General features: G+C 67.5%; 22 protein-coding genes. 11 read left to right on the top strand and 11 right to left on the bottom strand.

Features of this window, described 5'->3' with window-relative positions; translation table 11 throughout:
* Positions 1–49: 49 nt before the first annotated feature.
* On the top strand, positions 50–946 hold the full coding sequence (locus BIU82_RS07520) for a LysR family transcriptional regulator (protein ID WP_070348855.1): 897 nt from the start codon (positions 50–52) through the stop codon (positions 944–946).
* 53 nt (positions 947–999) lie between these two features.
* Here BIU82_RS07520 and BIU82_RS07515 read toward each other — a convergent pair whose 3' ends face one another.
* The 3 genes from BIU82_RS07515 to BIU82_RS07505 all read right to left on the bottom strand — a co-directional run bounded on the left by BIU82_RS07515 (position 1,000) and on the right by BIU82_RS07505 (position 3,191).
* Positions 1,000–1,884: a fused MFS/spermidine synthase gene (locus tag BIU82_RS07515; protein ID WP_070348854.1), complete on the bottom strand. Its 885-nt coding sequence runs from the start codon at positions 1,882–1,884 to the stop codon at positions 1,000–1,002.
* A 70-nt stretch (positions 1,885–1,954) separates the two neighbouring features.
* A complete protein-coding gene (locus BIU82_RS07510; protein WP_253182714.1) occupies positions 1,955–2,329 on the bottom strand; it encodes a GNAT family N-acetyltransferase in 375 nt (124 codons plus the stop codon).
* 190 nt (positions 2,330–2,519) lie between these two features.
* Positions 2,520–3,191 (bottom strand): O-methyltransferase, encoded by a 672-nt coding sequence (locus tag BIU82_RS07505; RefSeq protein ID WP_070348852.1) that lies wholly within the window; start codon positions 3,189–3,191, stop codon positions 2,520–2,522.
* Between the two features lie 94 nt (positions 3,192–3,285).
* Here BIU82_RS07505 and BIU82_RS07500 point away from each other — a divergent pair, with 94 nt between their 5' ends.
* Positions 3,286–3,813 carry a YbhB/YbcL family Raf kinase inhibitor-like protein gene (locus BIU82_RS07500; RefSeq protein WP_070348851.1) on the top strand — a complete coding sequence of 176 codons (528 nt, stop codon included), beginning with the start codon at positions 3,286–3,288 and terminating at the stop codon, positions 3,811–3,813.
* Between the two features lie 387 nt (positions 3,814–4,200).
* Here BIU82_RS07500 and BIU82_RS07495 read toward each other — a convergent pair whose 3' ends face one another.
* Positions 4,201–4,524, bottom strand: a complete 324-nt coding sequence (locus tag BIU82_RS07495; protein WP_070348850.1) for a thiamine-binding protein — start codon at positions 4,522–4,524, stop codon at positions 4,201–4,203.
* 91 nt (positions 4,525–4,615) lie between these two features.
* Between BIU82_RS07495 and BIU82_RS07490 the strand changes: the two genes are divergently transcribed.
* A complete protein-coding gene (locus BIU82_RS07490; RefSeq protein WP_070348849.1) occupies positions 4,616–5,233 on the top strand; it encodes a TetR/AcrR family transcriptional regulator in 618 nt (205 codons plus the stop codon).
* An 86-nt stretch (positions 5,234–5,319) separates the two neighbouring features.
* Entirely contained in the window at positions 5,320–5,925 is a 606-nt protein-coding gene (locus BIU82_RS20025) for a DUF5684 domain-containing protein (RefSeq protein ID WP_070348848.1), read from the top strand.
* Here the strand turns inward: BIU82_RS20025 and BIU82_RS07480 are convergent.
* Both BIU82_RS07480 and BIU82_RS07475 read right to left on the bottom strand, forming a co-directional pair.
* Positions 5,922–6,233 carry an AzlD domain-containing protein gene (locus BIU82_RS07480; protein ID WP_070348847.1) on the bottom strand — a complete coding sequence of 104 codons (312 nt, stop codon included), beginning with the start codon at positions 6,231–6,233 and terminating at the stop codon, positions 5,922–5,924. The genes BIU82_RS20025 and BIU82_RS07480 overlap by 4 nt on opposite strands.
* Entirely contained in the window at positions 6,230–6,979 is a 750-nt protein-coding gene (locus BIU82_RS07475) for an AzlC family ABC transporter permease (protein WP_070348846.1), read from the bottom strand. Before BIU82_RS07475 ends, BIU82_RS07480 begins: the two co-directional genes overlap by 4 nt.
* Before the next feature lie 126 nt (positions 6,980–7,105).
* On the opposite strand from BIU82_RS07475, the gene BIU82_RS07470 reads away from it, so the two are divergent.
* Positions 7,106–7,843 carry a fumarylacetoacetate hydrolase family protein gene (locus tag BIU82_RS07470; protein WP_070348845.1) on the top strand — a complete coding sequence of 246 codons (738 nt, stop codon included), beginning with the start codon at positions 7,106–7,108 and terminating at the stop codon, positions 7,841–7,843.
* Here the strand turns inward: BIU82_RS07470 and BIU82_RS07465 are convergent.
* Positions 7,840–8,646: a helix-turn-helix transcriptional regulator gene (locus BIU82_RS07465; RefSeq protein WP_070348844.1), complete on the bottom strand. Its 807-nt coding sequence runs from the start codon at positions 8,644–8,646 to the stop codon at positions 7,840–7,842. The genes BIU82_RS07470 and BIU82_RS07465 overlap by 4 nt on opposite strands.
* A 164-nt stretch (positions 8,647–8,810) precedes the next feature.
* Between BIU82_RS07465 and ilvD the strand changes: the two genes are divergently transcribed.
* Positions 8,811–10,697, top strand: a complete 1,887-nt coding sequence (ilvD, locus tag BIU82_RS07460; protein ID WP_070348843.1) for a dihydroxy-acid dehydratase — start codon at positions 8,811–8,813, stop codon at positions 10,695–10,697.
* Positions 10,698–10,816: 119 nt separating this feature from the next.
* Here the strand turns inward: ilvD and BIU82_RS07455 are convergent, their stop codons facing one another.
* Positions 10,817–11,725 carry a glycerophosphodiester phosphodiesterase family protein gene (locus BIU82_RS07455; RefSeq protein ID WP_070348842.1) on the bottom strand — a complete coding sequence of 303 codons (909 nt, stop codon included), beginning with the start codon at positions 11,723–11,725 and terminating at the stop codon, positions 10,817–10,819.
* 50 nt (positions 11,726–11,775) lie between these two features.
* Between BIU82_RS07455 and BIU82_RS07450 the strand changes: the two genes are divergently transcribed.
* A complete protein-coding gene (locus BIU82_RS07450) occupies positions 11,776–13,131 on the top strand; it encodes a DUF445 family protein (protein WP_070348841.1) in 1,356 nt (451 codons plus the stop codon).
* Positions 13,132–13,134: 3 nt separating this feature from the next.
* On the opposite strand, the gene BIU82_RS07445 is transcribed toward BIU82_RS07450, so the two are convergent.
* Positions 13,135–14,190: a LacI family DNA-binding transcriptional regulator gene (locus tag BIU82_RS07445; RefSeq protein ID WP_070348840.1), complete on the bottom strand. Its 1,056-nt coding sequence runs from the start codon at positions 14,188–14,190 to the stop codon at positions 13,135–13,137.
* Positions 14,191–14,372: 182 nt separating this feature from the next.
* Between BIU82_RS07445 and pulA the strand changes: the two genes are divergently transcribed.
* A complete protein-coding gene (gene pulA, locus BIU82_RS07440) occupies positions 14,373–17,420 on the top strand; it encodes a pullulanase-type alpha-1,6-glucosidase (RefSeq protein WP_070348839.1) in 3,048 nt (1,015 codons plus the stop codon).
* 30 nt (positions 17,421–17,450) lie between these two features.
* Here pulA and BIU82_RS07435 read toward each other — a convergent pair whose 3' ends face one another.
* Positions 17,451–18,200 carry a 5-oxoprolinase subunit PxpA gene (locus tag BIU82_RS07435; protein ID WP_070348838.1) on the bottom strand — a complete coding sequence of 250 codons (750 nt, stop codon included), beginning with the start codon at positions 18,198–18,200 and terminating at the stop codon, positions 17,451–17,453.
* Positions 18,184–19,020, bottom strand: coding sequence for a hypothetical protein (locus BIU82_RS07430; protein ID WP_070349144.1), 837 nt, complete (start codon positions 19,018–19,020; stop codon positions 18,184–18,186). Before BIU82_RS07430 ends, BIU82_RS07435 begins: the two co-directional genes overlap by 17 nt.
* A 126-nt stretch (positions 19,021–19,146) precedes the next feature.
* Here BIU82_RS07430 and BIU82_RS19850 point away from each other — a divergent pair, with 126 nt between their 5' ends.
* Genes BIU82_RS19850 through BIU82_RS07420 form a run of 3 tightly spaced genes read left to right on the top strand, consistent with a single transcriptional unit; the run spans position 19,147 to position 21,486 of the window.
* Complete coding sequence (locus BIU82_RS19850) at positions 19,147–19,293, top strand: hypothetical protein (RefSeq protein WP_171906517.1); 147 nt, start codon at positions 19,147–19,149, stop codon at positions 19,291–19,293.
* A 58-nt stretch (positions 19,294–19,351) separates the two neighbouring features.
* Positions 19,352–20,041 (top strand): DNA alkylation repair protein, encoded by a 690-nt coding sequence (locus BIU82_RS07425; RefSeq protein WP_070348837.1) that lies wholly within the window; start codon positions 19,352–19,354, stop codon positions 20,039–20,041.
* A 59-nt stretch (positions 20,042–20,100) separates the two neighbouring features.
* Positions 20,101–21,486, top strand: coding sequence for an MFS transporter (locus BIU82_RS07420; protein ID WP_070348836.1), 1,386 nt, complete (start codon positions 20,101–20,103; stop codon positions 21,484–21,486).
* Positions 21,487–21,543: the final 57 nt, after the last annotated feature.

Genomic DNA, 21,543 nt, shown 5'->3' with positions numbered 1-21,543 from the left:
GTACAGCTCAATGGCCAATTCGGCACTCAGCGTGTGCAGAATTGCAGATATGAACCCGAATCCGGACGACCTCCTGATCCTCCTGGCAGTCTCCCGCTCCGGCAAGTTCACCTCCGCCGCTCAGGACCTTGGACTGAACCACACCACCGTGTCGCGCAGGATCGCAGCGCTCGAAAAGGCCTTGGGCGGCAGGACGCTCGCCCGGGCGGCCGGCGGCTGGGAACTTACCGAGCTGGGGACCGAAGCGGTTGCCGTGGCCGAACGGATCGAAGCGGCGGTGGGCACGCTGGACGCCGGAAACCGCGCACCCGACCCCATTGCCGGCGTCGTACGCATGACCGCGACGGACGGCTTCAGCGCGTACATCGCGGCCCCGGCCATTGCCCGGCTGCGGACGCAGCATCCCGGGCTCAGCGTGGAAATCATCACCGTCACCCGCCGCGCACTGCAGCAGCGTTCCGGCTTGGACCTCGAAGTGGTGGTGGGCGAGCCCCAGGTGCACCGGGCGGAGTCGCTCCGCCTGGGCCAATACATGCTCGGCATGTACGCCTCGCGGGAGTACCTGGCCGCACACGGCATCCCGCGCACGGCGGAGGAGTTGGTCCGGCACCCGCTGGTCTACTTTGTGGATTCGATGCTGCAGGTGGATGACCTCGATGCTCCACGGCGGCTGGTCCCCGGCATGCGGGACGGCGTCATGTCCACGAACGTCTTCGTACACGTGGAGGCGACCCGCGCCGGGGCGGGCATCGGCTTCCTGCCCTGCTTCATGGCGGACCGGCATGACGACCTCGTCCGGTTGCTGCCCGCCGACTTCGCCGAGCTGCTCCCCTACTGGCTGGTGCTGCGGACCGAATCCATGCGCCGCCCCGCGGTGGCCGCCGTCGTGCGTGCACTGCAGGAAGAGATGACGGCGCGGCACGACGCGCTGCTGGGGCGGAGCTAGCCGGCTGGTTCCGGCCAGCCGGCGTCCGCGGGCGCTCTATTCGAGCGCCGTCGTCAGGCAGTCGCTACGGGATCGTGCCGGATTTCCGCGCCCCGGGCGAACGCGCGGACCTGTGCGTCGTCCCAGATATGCGCCGGCACCGCCCCGCCCAGGAGCCTGCGGGCCAGCTTCGGATCGTCGCCGAAGGGCTTGTCACTGCCGGCCATGATCATGTTCCCGTAGCGGCGGCCCTTGAGCATGGCGGGGTCGGCGATGATCAAGGTGTGGGCGAAAGTGTCCGCGATGGTGGCGGCGTCCTGCCGCGCGCTGCGGAGGTCCGGGCTGTCGCCGGAGTTCACCACGTAGAGGCCGCCGGGCGCGAGGACCCGCCGGGCATGGGCGTTGAATTCCCGCGTGGTCAGGGGGCGCGGGGTGAAGGCCCCGGCGAAAACGTCGCGAATGATCAGGTCCCGGCTCTCCGCAGTGAGCGTTTCGGTGACCTCGCGGGCCTCACCCACGCGGATCCTGAGCAGCGGCGCCTTGGGAAGATCGAACCAGGCGCGGACGTAGTCGGCCAGCTTTCCGTCCAGCTCCACCACCACCTGCCGGGCCTCGGGGTAGGCCGCGTGGACGTACCGCGCCACGGAACACGCTCCGCCGCCAAGGTGCAGCGCGCGCAGTTTCGGCTTGTCTTCGGGCGGCCACACGGACTCCACAAGGGCCGCAATCCAGCGCATGTACTCGAAGTCCAGGAACAGGGGGTCCGCGAGATCGATGTGCGAGCTCATGACCCCGTTGATCTTCAGCAGCCAGCCGTTGGAGTTGTCCGGATCGGCCACCAGTTCGCAGTCGCCCGTATCGATGTAGTAGACGCCCTCCACCGGCCCCTTCGAGCGTCCGCCCGCGGGCGGTTCAATGGCGCTGCTTCCCTGCCGCGCCACGCGTCCGCGTTTGGCCATCAGCGGAGTCCTGCCTGAATCATGCTCCCACCTTAACAGCGGCCAGCCGCCGTCGTGATTGCCCGGCCTGCTATTGCCCGACGGCGGCCCGCACCATCCGGATCTCCGGCAACCTTTCCCACTCCTCCGGGAGGATCTCCCGCTTCCCGTCCGGCACGAAACCGTTGCGCCGGTAGAAAGCCTGGGCGCGCGGATTGTCCTCAAGGACCCAGAGATACGCGGCCTCCTTGCCGATCACGGCATCCAGCAGCGCCTGCCCTACCCCGGTGCCATGCACGCGCCGGAGTGCGTAGATCAACTGGAGTTCCAAGCCGCAGGGAGCATCGTCGTCGTTCGAGGCCGCCGCCAAGGCCATACCCACCAGCACGCCGGCATCGTCGAACGCCAGCGTGGGGCGGTACGAACCGGCCAGGGCTTCCCGATGCTGCTCAACCCGTTCCTCCATCGCGGCCTCCCGGGAGTCAAAGAACTCCGCGGGCAGCAAGTGGCCGTAAGTTCGGGCAAGCGGGCTTTGCGGTCCTCGAAGAACCTCTCCGACAGCAGGTGCCCGTAGCTTTCCCGCCAGGCCCGGAGGTGCATGGCGGCGATGGCCTCGGCATCCGCGGGCACGGCGGGGCGCACCGTGAATTCCACGCTCACACCACCCGGGCGATGGCGAAGCCGTCCCATCCCTTGGTGCCGACGGTCTGGATGGCCGTGGCGTCGAGCCGGGGATCCTGGCCCATCATTTCCAGGGCGGCGGTGATGCCGGGGGCGTTGACCTCGTCAATGGAGTTGTCCAGGATGGCGCCCTCCCAGATCACGTTGTCCATCACGATCACCGTGCCGGGCCTGCCCAGCCTGATGGCCCAATCGAGGTAATTGGAATCGTTCTGCTTGTCCGCGTCGATGAAAACAAAATCGAACGCCTCCCCGCCGGCCAGCAGCGGCAAGGTATCCAAGGCCGCGCCTACACGGATATCCACCTTGTGCCCCACTCCCGCGGCATCCACGTTTCCGCGGGCCACTTCAGCGTGCTTGGGCAGGTATTCGCAGGTAACCAGTTGCCCGTCGTCAGGCAGTCCCTGCGCCATCCAGATGGTGCTGAATCCGGCCAGCGTGCCGATCTCCAGCACACGCCGCGCGCCGCTCAACTGAACCAGCAGCTTGAGCAGCTTCCCGGCGTTGGGCGCCACTTCGATCGCCGGCAGTCCGGCGTCGACCGCTGAGCGGCGCGCACGCTCCAGTTCGGGACCGGGACGCACGACGGCGGTGGACAAGTACTCTTCGACATCAGCCCAGGCGGGCTGGACTTTGTGCTCGAACATGGGCCCCAGTCTTGCATCCGGTCCCCGGGCTGGGAAGGCTCCGGAACGCGCCGACGCTCTGGAACCGCCCGGCATCCGGTGGCACAGTGGAGATATGGGAGCGCCACTGCCCTACCAATCGCCGGAAAACCTGCCAAGCTTCACGGTGGAGAGCCACTCCTTCTCCGACGGCGGCGCCTTGCCGGCCGCCCAGACCAGCGCACGCCTTGGCGTGATCGGCGGCCGGGACCAATCCCCGCATCTGGCATGGAGCGGCGCACCGGCCGGCACCCAAGGCTACGCCGTCACCGTTTTCGACCCCGATGCCCGGTCCGGCTACTGGCACTGGGCCGTCGTCGGCATCCCCGCCGGGATCACGTCCCTGCCGGAAGGCGCCGGCCATGCGGAAGGGGACCTGCTGCCGGCAGGTGCTCTGCAGTTAATGAACGACGCCGGCTCGGCCGACTATGTGGGAGCCGCGCCTCCGCGGGGAAGCGGACGCCACCGTTACGTTATTGCGGTCCATGCGCTGGACACCGCGGAGCCGTTGCTCGCCGGCGGAGCGGCCTCGGCCCTGGGGCCGCTGCTGGACCGGCACACGCTGGGCAGGGCCACGATCACGGGGCTCTTCGAGCGGCACTGACCCACCGCATGACCCCACGTCGGGCCTGCGCATGACTAGCTTTGTCACTAACTTCTGAAAAGTTTTGTTGATATTCGTCATTAAATCTATTGCCACATACCACCGGGCTGGCTAGAGTCTTTCTCGTTGCACGCAGAGAAATGTCTGGATGGGAGACACCGTGGACGCCATTATTAACCTCGTCACCACAATCCTGAACTTGATCATGAGCCTCCTTGGTGGTGGAGGAACCTTGCCGCCGCTGCCACCTCTCCCCGGCATCGGCGGCTAGCACAAGCAAGCGCGGAGCGCCCCTGACCAGGGCACTCCGCGCTTGCTGCTATGTCCGGCCGTTATCGCCGTTCAATACGTATCGCCGCCTAAAAGCGGCATTTGGTTTGTTTTTGCTTAGTCAGCATTTGAAATTGCGGATTCAAGGCGTTCCACCTTGCCCGTCAATTCGCCCGAATAACCGGGCCGGATATCGGCTTTGATCACCAACGAGACCCGGCTGCCGTACTTGCCCACGGCCTCGGTGGCGCGCTTGACGACATCGAACACCTCGTCCCATTCACCTTCGATGGTGGTGAACATGGAGTCGGTGCGGTTCGGCAAGCCGGAATCCCGGACGATCTTCACGGCCTCGGCGACGGCGTCATGCACGGAACCGTCGGCGGCGGCATTTCCTTCGGCGGGCTGGCCGGACGGGGCTACGGAAAATGCGAGCAACATACGCCAAGTCTTTCATGGCATGCCATGTCATATAAACGCCAACTCCGGAGTAACCACGGGCCGAAAGAACCGCGTTGCTAATCTGAACAGCATGAGTCTGCCCCCGGAACGCAAGCCGCTTCGAGCCGATGCCGCGCGAAATGTGGACAAAATCATCACGGCTGCGAGGCAATGCTTCCGTGAATTGGGGCCTGATGTACCCCTGCAGACCATCGCCTCCACCGCCGGCGTCGGACCCGCCACCCTGTTCCGCAACTTCGCAGACAAACAGCAACTCGTGCTCGCCGCCCTCTCCCGTCAGCTGCGCCTTCATGCTGACCCGGTGGCCGAAGAAGCCCTGGCCGGCATGGATGCCGCAGAAGGACTGATCAAGGTGATCGACGCCGTCGTGATGGTTGCGAGCGAGGACGCCAACCTGCTCGGGGCGGTTGCCGGACGCCGCAACCTGCTGATGGGCATCACCGGCGGCATCGTCGATTCCATGGCCGTGCTGCTGGCCCGCGGCCAGGGGCAGGGCACCCTGCGCAAGGACATCACCATCGAGGACATGATCCGCCTGGTCGCCATGCTGATCGGCTCGGTGGACACGATGGAGCCGGGCTCGCGTGCCTGGGAACGGCCCGTTGCGCTGGTGGAAGACGCGATCCGCACTGAGCGCCCGCAACGTCCGCTGCCTCCGCAGACCCCCATTCCCGGCGTCGTTCTTTAAGCCGTCACCCGCCGGGAGTGCGGCCCGGCGGCGCATGGGTAGTCCTCCCTATCGCGGGCGTTCCGGTAGCCGCCTAGGCTCGAATCATGCTTCCTACCTTGGCGCCCATGGCCTATTCCGAATCCGATCCGCCCGCAGCCCTGATCCTGATCTTCATGCTGCTGTATTTCCTGGTGACATTCGGGATCAGCGGCCTGCTCCGGATGGGCGTTTTCATGAAGGCCGGGCAGCCCGCATGGGCAGCGTTCGTTCCGGTATACAACGACATCAAACTCCTGGAGATCGTCGGCCGGCCCTGGTACTGGTTCCTGCTGTTCCTGATTCCGTTTGCTGGCATCTTCTTCGCGGTCGTTGCCTTGCACGATCTTTCCCGGTCCTTCGGCAAGGACGCCGGATACACGGTGGGCCTGGTGCTGCTCCCGATCGTGTTCTTCCCGATGCTCGGCCACGGCCAGGCACGCTACCTCGGTCCGGCGGCTTCAGGGCAGTTCAATCCCTACGTGCAGGGTTACCCCGCGCAGGCATATGCAGCGCGGGGCTACCCGGCGGCGAACTACCCGGCCCAGGCTTACCCGCAGTACCAGCAGCAGGGGTACCCGCAGCAGCAGCAGTACGGCCAGCAGCCTTATGGCCAGCAGCAGGCCTACCCCCAGCAGGGCCAGCAGCCTTACGGCAATCCGCCCGCCCGCTAACCCCAGCCGAGCAGGCGCAGCCCCGCGGCCGCCGCGGCACCGGCAATGACCACCACAAGGAACGGCGCCCTCAGCCACAAGGCGATGGCGGCAGCCGCGAGGGCGCCGATCCGCGCGTCGAGGGCCAAGGCCTGGCCGGAGCCGAGCGCATTGACAACGGTCAGTGACGCCAGAAGCCCGATCGTCATGGTTCCGGCGATGTGCATGGTCCGCGGGTTCTTGAGCAGGCTGCGCGGAACGAAATAGCCGGCCAGTTTGGTGCCATAAGCCAGCACGCAGGCGGCCAGGATCCAAAACCAGAGGTTCATTTGCCCTCCCCCTCGGAGCGGTGCTCACCGTGGCGGTTCGCGTACGGGTCGATGTCCGGTTCCAAGCCTTCATCGTTCCGGGCATGGCTAAGCCAGCCGAACACGCCGGCTACCGCGGCGGCAACCAGGATCGGCACGCCGGGCGGAACGAAGGGCACGGCCAGCAGCGTCGCCGCGGCGCAGGCAACGGCAATCGCCCACGGCTCACGGCCCTTCAACCGCGGCCAGAGCAGCGCCAGGAAGGCGGCGACAGCAGCGCCGTCGAGCCCCCACTGCTTGGGGTCGCCGAGCGCATTCCCGGCGAGTGCGCCGACGGCGGTGAACAGGTTCCAGAGCACGTAGATGCCGATTCCGGCGGTCCAGAAGCCGCGTTTCTGCTCGCCGGGTTCGGACTGGCCCGACGCCGTTGCCGTGCTTTCGTCGATGCTCAGCTGGGCCTGGAGGTACTTGAGCTTGCGACCGGGCATCAGCAGCGCGTTCATCTGCATGCCGTAGATGCCGTTGCGCAGGCCAAGAAGGGCCGCGGCAGTCATGGCCGCGACGCCGGAGCCGCCGCCCGCGACCACCCCGATGAAGGCGAACTGCGAGCCGCCACTGAACATGAGCAGGCTCAGCGCCATGGTCTGCCAGAAGTCGAAGCCGGACGCCGCGGACAGCGCGCCGAAGGAAATTCCGTAGAGCCCCGTGGCGATGCTGATGGAAATGCCGACCTTCACGGCCGGGGATTCGAGCAACTTCTGGGGCATTCCTTCATGCAACCACAGCCCCGCGCACCGGCCTAACTCCGGCCGACACCCGCACCGTGCGTTCAGAATATTGAACATCGTTCATCATAGTGTTAGCTTGACTGGACGAATTCAAGGAGGAACCGAATGCGCATCGCCCGTCTCCAGACGCCTTCCGGGCCCGTCCACGCAGTGCTGCGCGGGGAGCGGTGGGAGCACATCGAAGATCCCTTCGCGGCCGAGCCCGTGCTGACCGGCACCTCCACACCCGTCGGCAGCGCCGAACTGCTGGCCCCCGTCAGCCCGGCCGCCCTCCTGGGCATCGCCCAAAACCTTGGAAACAACAACCACCCCCTCCCCATCCAGGCCTGGCACAAGTCCGTGCACACCATTGCAGCGCCGGGGGCGGACATTATTGCCACGCGCGGTGCGGGCACCGTGAACATCGAAGGCGAACTGGCCGTGGTGATCGGCAAACGGGCGGAGAACCTCACGCTGGAAAATGCGCTGGAGTACGTCCTGGGATACACGGTGGTCAACGACGTCACCAACGTGGAGCAGAACCAGGTGGACGAGAAGATGTTCCAGGGCAAGGCCGGCCGCAACTACACGCCGCTGGGCCCGTGGATCGAAACGGAACTCGCCACTCCGGAAAACGTGGGCATCGAGGTGGTGGTCAACGGCGAGACGACAGTAAAGTCCGGAACCTTCAACTTGTCTTCCTCCGTGGCCGCATGCCTGGTGTACGTCACGCAATGGCTCGCCCTCGAGCCCGGGGACGTCATCATGACCGGGGCGCCCAATACTTTCGTCCCCGTGCAGCCCGGGGACGACGTCGAGATCACCGTGGAAGGAATCGGAACACTGGCCAACCGGGTCGCCTAAGCAGGCTGCACACCAGGCACCGCCGGCGTGTAGACGATCAGCTTCAACGCCGGAGCGTCCGCGAGCGTCAACTGATGGTGCTCATAAACCCCGGTGCCGCCGTCGGGCCTGTTGAAGGTGCGGGTACGCGGAGTAAAGCCGCGCACCCCGTGCGCCTCCCACTGCGCCCGGAATTCCGGACTGGACTGCAGCAGCCCGGCCACCAGGCTCGCCTTCCGCGCATCCTGGATGCGCGAGCCGGTCTCGGCGCGGAATTCGGCCAGGAACTGGGCGCTGGTCTGTTCCCAGTCCGGCAGCAGGGCTCGGACCGCAGGGTCAGTGAAGACGAGCTTCAGCAGGTTCCGTTCCGGCCCGGACACTTCCAGGACCCGCGGAAACAAGTCGCTGTAGGCCTGGTTCCAGGCAACGATGTCCCAGTTGCCTTCGAGCGCCAAAGCGGGGTTGGGGTCGATGGCGTCCAGCAGCCGCTGGACATGTCCGGTGGTCTCGGCGGTACCGGGCCCGGGCTCCGGCACGGCGTAGCCGAACGGGGTGAACAGGTACCGTTCGCCCGCGGTGTCGAGGCGCAGCACCGTGGCCAGGGAGGACAGCACTTCGCGCGAAGGGTTCACCTTGCGGCCCTGCTCGAGCCACGTGTACCAGGTGACCGAGATGGCGGCCAGGAAGGCAACCTCTTCACGGCGCAGGCCTGTCTCCTTGCCCCGACCCGCGGGCGGCAAGCCGTAATCGCTCCGGACCGCCTGGCGACGGCGCGCCGCCAGGAAGTTGCCGAGTTCCTTCCGCCATTCTTCGGACTCCGCCACCGCCGCACTCCTCTCATTTCCAACGCGGGGTCACTTACGGCCCATCCGGACAGCAAACATGGGCCGTAACTGACCCCGCGTTGCAAGAAGTGATTCTAGTACTCCCACTACCAGTATTGACACCGTCTTGGTAACCGGGTATCCGCGCAGGGAGACTGGTATACATGCCTGCATACCGTTCCCGCACTGTCACCCACGGCCGCAACATGGCCGGAGCCCGCGCACTGCTGCGTGCCTCCGGCGTCGCGAATTCCGATATCGGCAAGCCGATCATCGCCGTGGCCAACTCCTTCACCGAATTCGTTCCCGGCCACACCCACCTGGCCCCGGTGGGCCGCATCGTCTCCGAGGCGATCCTCGCCGCCGGTGCCGTGCCCCGCGAGTTCAACACCATTGCGGTGGACGACGGCATCGCCATGGGCCACGGCGGCATGCTCTACTCGCTGCCCTCCCGCGACCTGATCGCTGACTCCGTGGAGTACATGGCCAACGCGCACTGCGCCGACGCCCTGGTCTGCATCTCCAACTGCGACAAGATCACCCCCGGCATGCTCATGGCCGCGCTGCGCCTGAACATCCCCACGGTCTTCGTCTCCGGCGGCCCCATGGAAGCCGGCCGCGTGACCCTGAGCGACGGCTCAGTGCGCTCCCTGGACCTGGTGAACGCGATCGCCGACGCCGTGGACGAGTCCATCTCCGACGAGGACATCAACCTCATCGAAGAGAACGCCTGCCCCACCTGCGGTTCCTGCTCCGGCATGTTCACCGCCAACTCCATGAACTGCCTCACCGAGGCGATCGGCCTCTCCCTGCCGGGCAACGGTTCCGTGCTCGCCACGCACACTGCCCGCAAGGCCCTCTATGAGAAGGCCGGTTCCACCATCGTGGACCTCGTGAAGCGCTACTACGACGGCGACGACGCCTCCGTGCTGCCCCGCTCCATCGCCACTGCCAAGGCCTTCGACAACGCCATGGCCCTGGACATCTCCATGGGCGGCTCCACCAACACCATCCTTCACCTGCTGGCCGCGGCCCAGGAGGCAGGCGTGGACTACGGCCTGGCCGAGATGGACGCCAAGTCCCGCCAGGTGCCGTGCCTGGCCAAGGTGGCCCCGAACGTAGCCAAGGACAAGACCTACTACATGGAGGATGTGCACCGCGCCGGCGGCATCCCCGCGCTGCTCGGTGAGCTGAACCGCGGCGGCCTCCTCCACAAGGACGTCCACTCCGTGCACTCCGCGGACCTGGACGGCTGGCTGGACGACTGGGACATCCGCGGCGGCAAGGCCACCCAGGAAGCCCAGGACCTGTGGCACGCTGCTCCCGGCGGCGTCCGTTCCTCCACCGCGTTCTCGCAGTCGAACGTGTGGACTTCCCTGGACACCGACGCCGAGGGCGGCTGCATCCGCTCCGTGGAACACGCGTACTCCAAGGACGGCGGCCTGGCCGTGCTGCGCGGCAACATCGCCGTCGACGGCGCCGTGGTGAAGACCGCAGGCGTGGACGAGTCGATCTGGACCTTCGAAGGCCCGGCAGTGGTCTGCGAATCCCAGGACGAAGCCGTGGAGAAGATCCTGAACAAGACCGTGAAGGAAGGCGACGTGGTGGTCATCCGCTACGAAGGCCCCAAGGGCGGCCCCGGCATGCAGGAAATGCTCTACCCGACTTCCTTCCTCAAGGGCCGCGGCCTCGGCAAGAAGTGCGCCCTCATCACGGACGGCCGTTTCTCCGGCGGCACCTCGGGCCTGTCCATCGGCCACATCTCCCCGGAGGCCGCTTCCGGTGGCACCATCGCCCTGGTGGAGGACGGCGACCGCATCCGCATCGACATCCCCACCCGTTCCCTGGAGCTGCTGGTGGACGAGGCCGAGCTGGATGCCCGCCGCGAGCGCCTCGAGGCCACCACGGGATACCACCCGGCCAACCGTGAGCGCGAAGTCTCGGCGGCCCTGCGTGCCTACGCCGCCATGGCCACCTCCGCGGACAAGGGAGCAGTGCGCGACGTCGACTCCCTGTACCGCCTGACCTCGCCGCAACCGGTGGCCCGCTAAGCGGTGCCCGCCTCACGCGAATAAGCGCGGCTAACGCCGGCGGCCGGCCGTTGATGGTTGACATCGACGGCCGGCCGCTCCGTTTAAGGGCGCCCGCGCAGGGTCCGTGCGGGCAAAGCTCAGTCCGTATCTGTGAGCTGCGCCAGCACCTTGGCGGGCTTGTTGGTGGTGATTTCGTGGATGCCCAGGCGCTGGCACAGCGCCACGTCCTTCTCGGAATCCACGGTCCACACCCGGAAGCGGCGTCCGGAGTCGAGCCAACGCTGCACGGTGCGGGCGTGCTCGCGCACGTACTCGATCCCGGGCCCGGCGATTCCCACCTCGCAATCGTCCAGGATCCGTTCGCCTTCCAACTGCGCAGCCTTCATCACGTTGGCCACGGCGCCGCCGGTGATCCGTCCGAGGCCGAGTTCTTCGCGGACTTCCTCCACACTGACGTCATCCACCAGCTGGCAGATGTGCTGCGGGGGAACATACTGCAGCAGGTGCTTCACGGAGTCCGGGCTGAAGCTCATGAAGGACACCAGGATGTTGTCCAGCCGGGAGCTCTCCGCGTCCCAGCCTTCCCGCAGCAGCAGTTCCAGGAGCCGGTCTTCAAGCTTCAGCTGGTAGGGGCTGGGGTGCTTGAGTTCGATCGCCAGCCCGATCTCCCGGCCGGCCCCGCGCAGGATGTCCAACAACTCCGGGAGGGTCAGGAACTGGTCCGAGGCCGCCCCGTATTCGTCCGGGATCCGGGCGCCCTTCCAGGACGAGAAGTCCAGCATGCGAAGTTCCGCGAGGTCCTTCTCAGCCACCGGCCCGGTACCGTCCGAGGTGCGGTCCAGGTTCGCGTCGTGCAGCAGGACCAGGTGCTGGTCCCGGCTGAGGTGGATGTCGCACTCAACGCCGTCCGCGCCGTCGGAGATTGCCTTCAGGTACGCCGCGCGCGTGTGTTCAGCGAACGCAGCACTCGCCCCGCGGTGCGCGTAAACCAGCGGCCGCCGCAGCGGTGTTTCCGGCGAATCGCTCTCGGGCGCCTCGATAGTCATGCTGCCACGGTAACCCACCCGCCTGGCGGGCACGGGGCTACGCTGGGCACATGCAGGTGAACTCTGAACGAATCCCGACGGCGGACGCCGCCCCCGCGGATAACCGGACGGTCAGCGAAGCGGATGCGCGCCCCGCCAAGGGGGCTGCCGCCGTCGGACTCTCCGCGAACGATGCCGCCAAAGCGGCGGCGCTGCGCCGGATGAAGGCTGTGGCGCTGGCGCTGCTGATCGGCATGGCGGTGGTGTTCACGGTGGCGTTCGCCCTGCAGAAGCAGTACCCGTGGCTGGAGTACGTGCGGGCCGCAGCCGAAGGCGGCATGGTGGGCGCGCTGGCGGACTGGTTCGCGGTGACCGCGCTGTTCAAGTACCCGATGGGCCTGAAGATTCCGCACACGGCCATCATTCCGCGGCGCAAGGACCAGATCGGGGCCTCGCTGAGCGACTTCGTGGAGCACAATTTCCTCTCCGAGCAGGTGGTGAAGGACAAGCTGGCCAGCGTGGACATCGCGCGCAAGGCCGGCGAGTGGCTGCGCTCCCCCGGCGGGCCCGAGCGCGTGGCCAAGGAGGGTTCCGCGGTGATCCGCGGCGCGTTCACCGTGTTGAACGACGACGACGTCCAGGCGGTGATCGAGGGCTTGTTCCGCAAGCACGTGCTGACTCCGCCGTGGGGACCGCCGGTGGGCCGGATGGCGGAGCGGATTTTCGCCGAGGGGCACCACCACACGCTGGTGGACCTGCTGGTGGACCGCACCGCGGACTGGGTGGCGGCCAACCACGACACCGTGAACCGCCTGGTTTCGGACCGTTCTCCGATGTGGGTTCCGTCCTTCGTGGATGACCTGGTGGGCGACAAGGTCCACGCCGAGCTGTCCAAGTTCGTCCGGGCCGTGCAAGCCGATCCGGACCACCAGGTGCGGCGTTCGATCGACAGTTACCTCACCGAACTGGCGCACGACCTGCAGCACGATCCCGCCATGATCGCCCGGGCAGAAACCATCAAGGCGCAGATCCTGGGCGACCCGGAGGTCCGCGAGCTGGCCTCCCGCACGTGGGGCACCCTCAAGAACGCGCTGCTGACCGCCGTCGACGATCCCGATTCGGAACTCAGCCGGCGCTTCAAGGCCGCGGTGCGCGACTTCGGCAACCGCCTGGTGGACGACGCCGAGCTGGCCGGGAAGGTGAACGCCTGGATCGGCGACGCCGCCGGGTACCTGGTGAACACCTACCGTTCGGACATCGCCGGGGTCATCTCGGACACCGTGGCGCGCTGGGACGCCGAGGAGACCTCACAGAAGATCGAACTCCAGGTGGGCAAGGACCTGCAGTACATCCGGATCAACGGCACCGTGGTGGGTGCGCTGGCCGGGCTGCTGATCTTCACGGTGGCGCATCTGGTGTTCGGCTAGGCCCTATGCCTTGGCTGGTGCCGGACCCGCCGAGCCCCGCACCACCAGGTCGGACTGCAGCAGCACCTGCGACGGGCCGCCCGCTTCGCCCGAAATCCCGGCGATCAGTGCCTGCACCGCGGCGTGGGCAATGGCGTTGACGGGCTGGCGCAGCGTGCTCAGGGGCGGATCGGTGAGCGCCATGAGCGGGGAGTCGTCGAAACCGATCACCGAAACGTCCTCCGGGACGCCCAGCCCCAGCGAGCGCGCAGCCCTGACGGCGCCCAGCGCCATGAGGTCCGAGGCGCAGACGAAGGCGGTGTGGCCGGCCTGGATGAGCTCGGCCGCGGCGCTGTGGCCGCCTTCGATCGTGAACATGCTGGTGGCGATGTGCGGGGCGGCGTCGTCCACGCCAAGGAGTTCCTTCAGCGCCCTGCGGAAGCCCTCGATCTTGCTGCGGCTGGGCAGGAAGCGGTGCGGACCGATCGACAGCCCGATCTTCCGGTGGCCCATGGTCACGAGGTACTGGACGGCGTCGAAGATGGCCTTGGCGTCGTCGTTGGCCACGGAGGTGGCATCGAGTTCGGGCCGGCTGCCGTTGACCAGCACGTAGGGAATGCCGCGGCCCTGGAGGCGGTGGTAGCGCTCCATGTTGGCCTGGCCGTCCGCGTGGGATGCGCAGATGAAGATGATTCCGGCCACGCCCTGGCGCGTGAGCAGCTCGATGTATTCGTCTTCGGAGCGGCCGCCGCCGGGGAGGGCGCACAGCACCGGGATGAAATCCTCCTGCGACAGCAAGGACACCGCGGCCTGGGCCATGGCGGGGAAGATCGGATTCACGAGGTCGGCCACGATGATGCCCACCTGCCCGCGGGCCGTGCCGAGTGCGCGGTCCGCCCGTTCGTAGCCGAGGTCGTCCATGGCGGTGAGCACGGCCTGGCGGACGTCGCGGGAGACTCCGCTGCGCCCGTTCAGCACACGGGAGACCGTGGCAAGGCTGACCCCCACGTGCTTGGCGAGGTCTTCGAGGCGTGGCCGTTCCTGTGTACTGCCGCGCTTGGGCGCACCGCCGCCGCTCATGGCTTCTCCCTTGCTTGCTGCCGGCTGTCCCGCCGTCCTTCCGGACCAGTTTACGCAAATCGCCTGCCACGCTGACGTGAAAACAGAGCGTAAATTATTCGCAAACCTTGACGTGTTCTGTTTCACATTCCTACCATCAAGGGGCCTCAGCTCACCAATGATGCCGACTTGGAAGGTTCCCCATGGCTCCCCCACCCCGTTCATCCCTGCACAAGCTCGCGCGGCCGGCCACCGCCGTCGCGGGCCTCACTCCGCTCATCCTCGGCGGCCTGGCGCTTCCGGCGTCCGCGGACCACACCGCGGCTCCGGTGAACGTGGCCTTGGTCGGTTCGCTCCAGTCCGAGCTCGGCTGCCCCGGTGACTGGCAGCCCGAGTGCCCGGCCACCGCGCTCCAGCCGGTGGAGGGTTCGCCCGGGCTCTATCGCGGAACTTTTACCGTCCCCGCGGGCAGCTACGAATACAAAGTGGCCCTGAACAACTCCTGGACTGAGAACTACGGTGCTGGCGGGGCCGCGGGCGGAGCCAACCTTCCGCTGGCGGCCACGGGCGGCACCGTCACGTTTACCTATGACCACGCCACCCACACCATCACCGATGACGTGCCCAAGTCCGTCGGCGCCGGCGCGGCCGCGCACTGGCTCGATGCCGGAACGCTCGTGTGGAAGGGCGCACCGGCCGCTGCCGCCTACCGTTTGTACGCCTCGCCCGACGGCGGAATCACCCTGGTGGACGGAAAGCTCGACGGCGGCGAGGCACTTGGGCTGTCCCGCCAGTCCGCGGGGCTCGGCGGAGAAGCCGCCGCGAAGTTCCCGCACCTTGCCGGAACGCCGGTCCTGACGCTGTCCGCAGCGGACGCCGCGAGGGCGAAGGAGCTCCTGAAGGGGCAGCTCGTGGTGGCGGCACTCGACGAGGCCGGGAACGTCGTCGGGACCACCGGCGTCCAGCTCCCCGGCGTACTCGACTCCCTCTACCCGGGCGCAGCACAGCGCGGGCTCGGCCTGAACTGGCAGGGCGGCAAGCCGTCGCTGGCGCTGTGGGCACCTACTGCCCGCAACGTCCGGCTCCACGTCTACAGCACGGGCAGCGGCGGGGAAGCGGCCGCCGTCGTACCCATGCAACGGGACGCCGACGGTGTCTGGACCGCCGCAGGAAACAAGGGCTGGAAGGGCAGCTACTACCTGTACGAGGTGGAGGTCTATGTTCCGGAAACGGGCGAGGTGGAGCTCAATGCCGTCACGGACCCGTACAGCCTGGGCCTGTCCACCAACTCCGAACGCAGCCTCTTCCTTGATCCGGCGGACAAGGCACTCGCCCCGGCAGGCTGGTCGAAGCTCGCCAAACCGGCACTGGCAACCCCGGAAGACCTCTCCATCTACGAACTGCACGTGCGCGATTTCTCCATCGCGGACCAGAGCGTCCCCGCCGCCCACCGCGGCACCTACAAGGCTTTCACCGATACGGACAGCAAGGGCATGTCCCGCCTGAAGGAGCAGATCGACGCGGGCATCAACGCCGTGCACCTGCTCCCGGTCAACGACATCGCCACCATCGAAGAACGCCGCGAACTGCACCAGGAACCCGCCTGCGACCTTGCCTCCCTGCCTCCCGCGAGCGAGGAACAGCAGGCCTGCGTCTCGGCCATCGCGGCCAAGGACGGCTTCAACTGGGGCTACGATCCACTGCACTACGGCACCCCCGAAGGCTCCTACTCCACCAACCCCGAAGGCGCCACGCGCACCCTCGAATTCCGTGAAATGGTGGCGGCGCTGAACAAGGCCGGTGCCCGCGTGGTCCAGGACGTCGTCTACAACCACACCTCCGGCGCCGGGCAGAACTCGGTGCAGAACCTGGACCGGATCGTTCCGGGCTACTACCACCGGCTCAACCCGGACACCGGCACCGTGGAAACCTCCACGTGCTGCGCCAACACCGCCACCGAGCACGCCATGATGGGCAAGCTCATGACCGACACCCTGGTCTCGCTCGCCAAGACCTACAAGCTGGACGGTTTCCGCTTCGACCTCATGGGCCACCACAGCAAGCAGAACCTTCTGGACGTCCGTGCCGCGCTGGATGCGCTGACCCTGAAGAAGGACGGCGTGGACGGCAAGGGCATCTACCTCTACGGCGAAGGCTGGAACTTCGGCGAGGTAGCCAACAACGCCCGTTTCGAGCAGGCCACCCAGCTGAACATGGCCGGCACCGGGATCGGCACCTTCACGGACCGCCTCCGCGACGCCGTGCGCGGCGGCGGACCGTTCGACGATGATCCCCGCATCCAGGGCTTCGGCAGCGGGCTCTTCACCGATCCCAACGCTTCCCCTGCCAACGGCTCAAGCGAGGCCCAGCTGCAGTCGCTGCTCCTGGCCCAGGACCAGATCAAGGTGGGCCTCACCGGCAACCTTGCCGGGTACACCTTCACGGACCGCACCGGCGCCACGGTGAAGGGCTCGGATGTCTCCTACAACGGCCAGCCCGCCGGGTACACGCAGGATCCGCAGGAAGCCATCACCTATGTCGAAGCCCACGACAACGAAACCCTCTTCGACGCACTCGCCTTCAAACTGCCGCCGGCCACGTCGATGGCGGACCGGATCCGCATGCAGCACCTGGCGCTGAGCACCACGGCGCTAGGGCAGGGTGTCTCCTTCTGGCACGCCGGAACCGAGGCCCTGCGCAGCAAGTCCCTGGACCGCAACAGCTACGACTCCGGCGACTGGTTCAACGCCATGGACCACACGGACGCCGGCAACGGCTTCGCCAAGGGCCTGCCGCCCATCACGGACAACGGCAGCAAGTACCAGTTCATGACGCCGCTGCTGGAAGACCCTGCGCTCAAGCCGACGACGGCGGATCTCGCCACGGCGCGCGCCGGCGCCGCCGAGCTGCTCAGGATCCGGAAGGGCACCCCGCTGTTCCATCTCGGCACCGCGGAACTGGTGCAGCAGAAAGTCTCGTTCCCGCTGGGCGGGCCCTCGCAGACGCCCGGCGTGATCGTCATGAAGATCGACGACACCGCGGGCCCGGACGTCGATCCCTCGCTCAAGGGACTCGTGGTGGTGTTCAACGCCTCGGACGAAGCCACCACGCAAGCTGTCCCCGGAACCGCCGGCTACGAGCTGCACCCGGTCCAGGCCGGCGGCCACGATCCGGTGGTGAAAACGGCCTCGTTCAACGCCGGAAGCTTCACCGTTCCGGCCCGGACCGTGGCGGTGTTCGTCAGCAAGTAACGCTGCTGGCAAGGACCGCGGGCGTGGGGATCAGGCGAAGGCTTCGATCTCCACGCCTGCGTCGTTCAGGCCCTTCCGCACGGCCGCAGCGAGTTCCACGGCGCCGGGGGTGTCTCCGTGGATACAGAGCGAATCCGCCCGCACCCGCAGGACCGAGCCGTCCACGGCCTCCAGTTCCCCGCGCGTCGCCAGGCGCACGGCCCGCTCAACCACCTTGCCGGCGTCGTGCACTACGGCGCCTTCCTGCGAGCGCGGCACCAAGGTGCCGTCCGGGAGGTAGCCGCGGTCCACGAAGGCCTCATGGAAGACGGGGTGGCCCACCTCACCGGCGAGTCGCAGGAACGCCGAACCCGGCAGGCCGAGCACGGGCAGGCCGGGGTCGTAGGCCTGGATGGCGGCGACGACGGCCTCCGCCTGGTCGGTGTCGTGGACGATCCGGTTGTACAGGGCGCCGTGCGGCTTCACGTAGTCAACGGAGGCGCCCACTGCGTGCGCGATCCCGTCGAGCGCGCCCAACTGGTAGAGGACATCGCCGTAAAGTTCGTCGAAGGACATGTCCATGCTGCGGCGGCCGAAGCCATGCAGGTCCCGGTAGCCGATGTGCGCGCCGACGCGGACGTCCAGTTCGAAGGCGGCGCGGCAGCTGTCCAGCATGGTGACGGGGTCCCCGGCATGGAAGCCGCAGGCCACGTTGGCGCTGCTGACGATCCTGAACATGGCGGCGTCGTCGCCCATGGTCCAGGAGCCGAACGATTCTCCGAGGTCAGCGTTGAGGTCCATGGTTGCCTTCCGTCAGGGCGTTAGTGGGTTCCGGACTCGTGCCGGGTTCCGAACTGGCATTGGGTTCGGCGAGCAGCTCGCCGGGAATGGTGTCCGGCATCGGGCCGAAGGCCTGCTTGGCCGAGGCCACCACGGCCCGGCCCATCATCAGGTTCCCGCCGCCGCCCACCACGGCGCCCACGCCGAACGGCAGCGCCCGGCCCAGGAAGGCGGTGCCCTGGTGCTTGAGGATCCGGCGGAAGAAGGCCCGCTGGATGGCGTCGCTGATCATGCCGAAGCCGCTGCCCGGGAGCTTCTTGCTGAGCGTCTTGCCCCACGTCTGGGTGACGCCCTTGCCGTGGCCGCGGCTTTGCCCGCTGAGCGCGCCGAGCAGTGCCGTGCCCTCCTCGCCGAGCATGATGGCCATGACCATGGTGCGGGCGCGGTCCGGATCGGTCAGGCGGATGCCGTGCAGTTCGGCGAGCGAGGCGGCGTAGAGTGCGGTCGCTTCAAGGAAACCGACCGTTGCCAGGCCGGACAGTCCCAGCGAGGCCGCCGTTCCCAGTCCGGGGACGACGGCGGTGGCTCCCACCGCCGCTCCCCCGCCGGTGACAGCGATCAGGTAGTCGCGCTCAAGCTTGGCGGCCAGCTGGGCTGCCGTGGCGTTCGGGTGGCGGCGCCGCAGGCGGCGCAGGTTGGCCAGGACAAGGGGACGCTGCACCTCGACGGCGCGCAGCAGCACGCTGTGCACGCCGGGCTTGGCATTGCCGTGCTCGTCGAACACCGCCTTGTGGACGGATTCCTGGGCAATTTTCACCGCCGGGTTGGGGCGCTTTGCCATGTTCACCTCTGCTGTGGAAAGTAGTGGCTGTTCTTCAGCTAAGCGTAGCCGTCGGCTGGGGACCCCGGCGTAGACTGGGTGCCGTTCACTGGAACCGGAACAAGCCAGGACAGGAAGTATCCGGAAATGAAGAAGAACAACAATCTGGACGACGTCAGGCACCACAGCGATTCCCCCGCCGAGGGCGAAACCGAGGGCTGGGTCCCGCATGACACAGGGCTCCACAGCCAGGATCCCGCGGAGGGCCCGGACGAGGACGAAAACTCCGAATAAGCCCCGCCAAGCGCACCGGGCCATGGCCCAAAGCGGGCCACGCTCCTAAAATTGAAGCGTGGCTCCGCGCCTGGTCGCAGGATCTCCGGGGGACGCAAAACCGGGGGAACTTCTGGAGCGTGTACTCACCGAAGTCCACGCCTTGGAGAAGGCCGATGCCGCCAGCCTCCGCGCCGTCCGCCGCCGAGTGTCCCACGAGCTGGCCGCTGCCGATGCCTCCACCGTTTTCGACCTCGCCGACGGCCTTCGCGCTGCGGGCTATGACTGGCTGGGCTGGGAACTGATCAGCGCCCACGACGCCGCCTACCACGCCCTCGACGCCGCGCGGCTGGCTGACTTGGGTGCGGAGATCTCCTCCTGGGGCCAGGCCGACGCCTTCGGCACCATCCTCGCCGGGCCCGCCTGGCGCGAAGGCCTCGTGGCCGACTCCGACGTCACCGGCTGGGCACGCAACGGCAACCGCTGGTGGCGGCGGATCGCGCTCGTGGCGACCACTGTCCTCAACACCCGCTCCCGCTGGGGAACCGGCGACCGCGACCGCACGCTCGCCGTCGTCGTCCTCCTCATGCATGACCGCGACGACACCGTGGTGAAGGCGCTCAGCTGGGCGCTGCGGTCCCTGGTGCCGTGGGATCCGCGCGCGGTGCGCACCTTCCTGGAAGCGCACGACGGCGAACTCGCCTCGCGCGTGAAACGCGAGGTCCGCAGCAAGCTGGAAACGGGCTTGAAGTCGCCGCGGCGGCACTGAGTTGCCGGTCCGCTTAGGTGCGCGGTGCGGTCCGTGGCCAACACACCTAGACTGGGCTGATGGCTGCCTTTCGGGCCCTCCGACCTTTTATCCACCGTGAATACCGGGTGCTGATCTCTGCCCTGGCCATCTCCATTTTCGGCTCGGGCATGTGGGCCGTGGCCATGGTGTACCAAGTGATCCACCTGGGCGGCGGGCCGCTGGAGCTGTCCCTCGTGGCGACGGCCGCCGCGGTGGGCCTGGTGGCGTTCGTGCTGGCCGGTGGGATCGCCGCGGACCGGGTGCCGCAGCGGATGCTCATCATCGCTGTCGAGGGCGCCAACCTGGCGGTGATCGGCGCCGTCAGCGTGCTCTCGCTGACCGGGCTGCTGCAGTTGTGGCACCTCGCCGCAGGGGCGTTCGTGCTGGGCGTGGGCGCGGCGTTCTTCTTCCCCGCGTACTCCGCCATCCTGCCGCGGATCCTGCCCGCCGAGGACCTGCTCGCGGCCAACGGCATGGAGGGCACCATGCGGCCCATCCTGCAGCAGGCCGCCGGACCGGCCGTGGCGGGTGTGCTGGTAGCGGCGTTGTCGCCGTCGTGGGCGGTGACCGGGGTGTCGCTGTGCCATCTGATGGCGTTCATCGTGCTGAATTTCCTGGGGCGGCATGCCTTGGATGCGCGGAATGGCGGGGACTCTTCGGCGTCCGGCCCGGCTTCCGATTCGGCTTCCGGCTCGGCTCCCGGCTCGCCGGAAGGCGCCGCCGTCCGGCGAGGGGCGGTCCGTTCCTTCCTGCTCGACCTCCGCGAAGGCATCCTCTACACGCTGCGGACGCCGTGGCTGCTGTGGACCCTGATCTGGGCGTGCTTGTCCGTGCTGTTCATCATCGGGCCCATCGAGGTGCTGATTCCCTTCGTGGTGCGGGACCAGTTGCACGGCGATTCGCGGATGTTCGGCTTCCTGCTGGCCATCATGGGCGTCGGCGGGGCAATCGGATCGCTGGTGACGGCGTCGTTCAAACTGCCGCGGCGCTACCTCACGGTGATGCTCGCCTCGTGGGGGCTGGGCAGCCTGCCGCTTGCCGCCGTCGGGATCATGGACAACTTCTGGGTGCTGGCCGCGGCCCTGTTCATCTTCGGCGCCACCGGAAGCGTGGGGATGGTCATTTGGGGGACCCTGCTGCAGCGCCGGGTGCCGCCGCACCTTCTGGGGCGTGTGTCCAGCCTGGATTTCTTTGTGTCGCTGGCGCTGATGCCGGTGTCAATGGCGCTGTCCGGGCCTCTGTCCGAGGTGCTGCCGATCTGGCTGATCTTCCTGGCGGCCGGTGTGGTGTGCCCGCTGATGTCCGTGGTTGCCCTGTTCGCGGCGCGCATGCTGACGGACGAGATCGAAAACCCGCTGGATGCGGAGGCCTCTGCGGCAGAGGTGCCCACTGACGCGAAGTCCGCAGACGCCGTCGAGGGGTAATTTCCGGTTCGGGTTCAAAATGCCTGTAACCATCGGTGCTCCCGCGGACAATACAGT

It is taken from the genome of Arthrobacter sp. SW1, from assembly GCF_001766675.1.
GTDB lineage: Bacteria > Actinomycetota > Actinomycetes > Actinomycetales > Micrococcaceae > Arthrobacter.
This window is presented reverse-complemented; position numbering and strand designations above follow the sequence as displayed.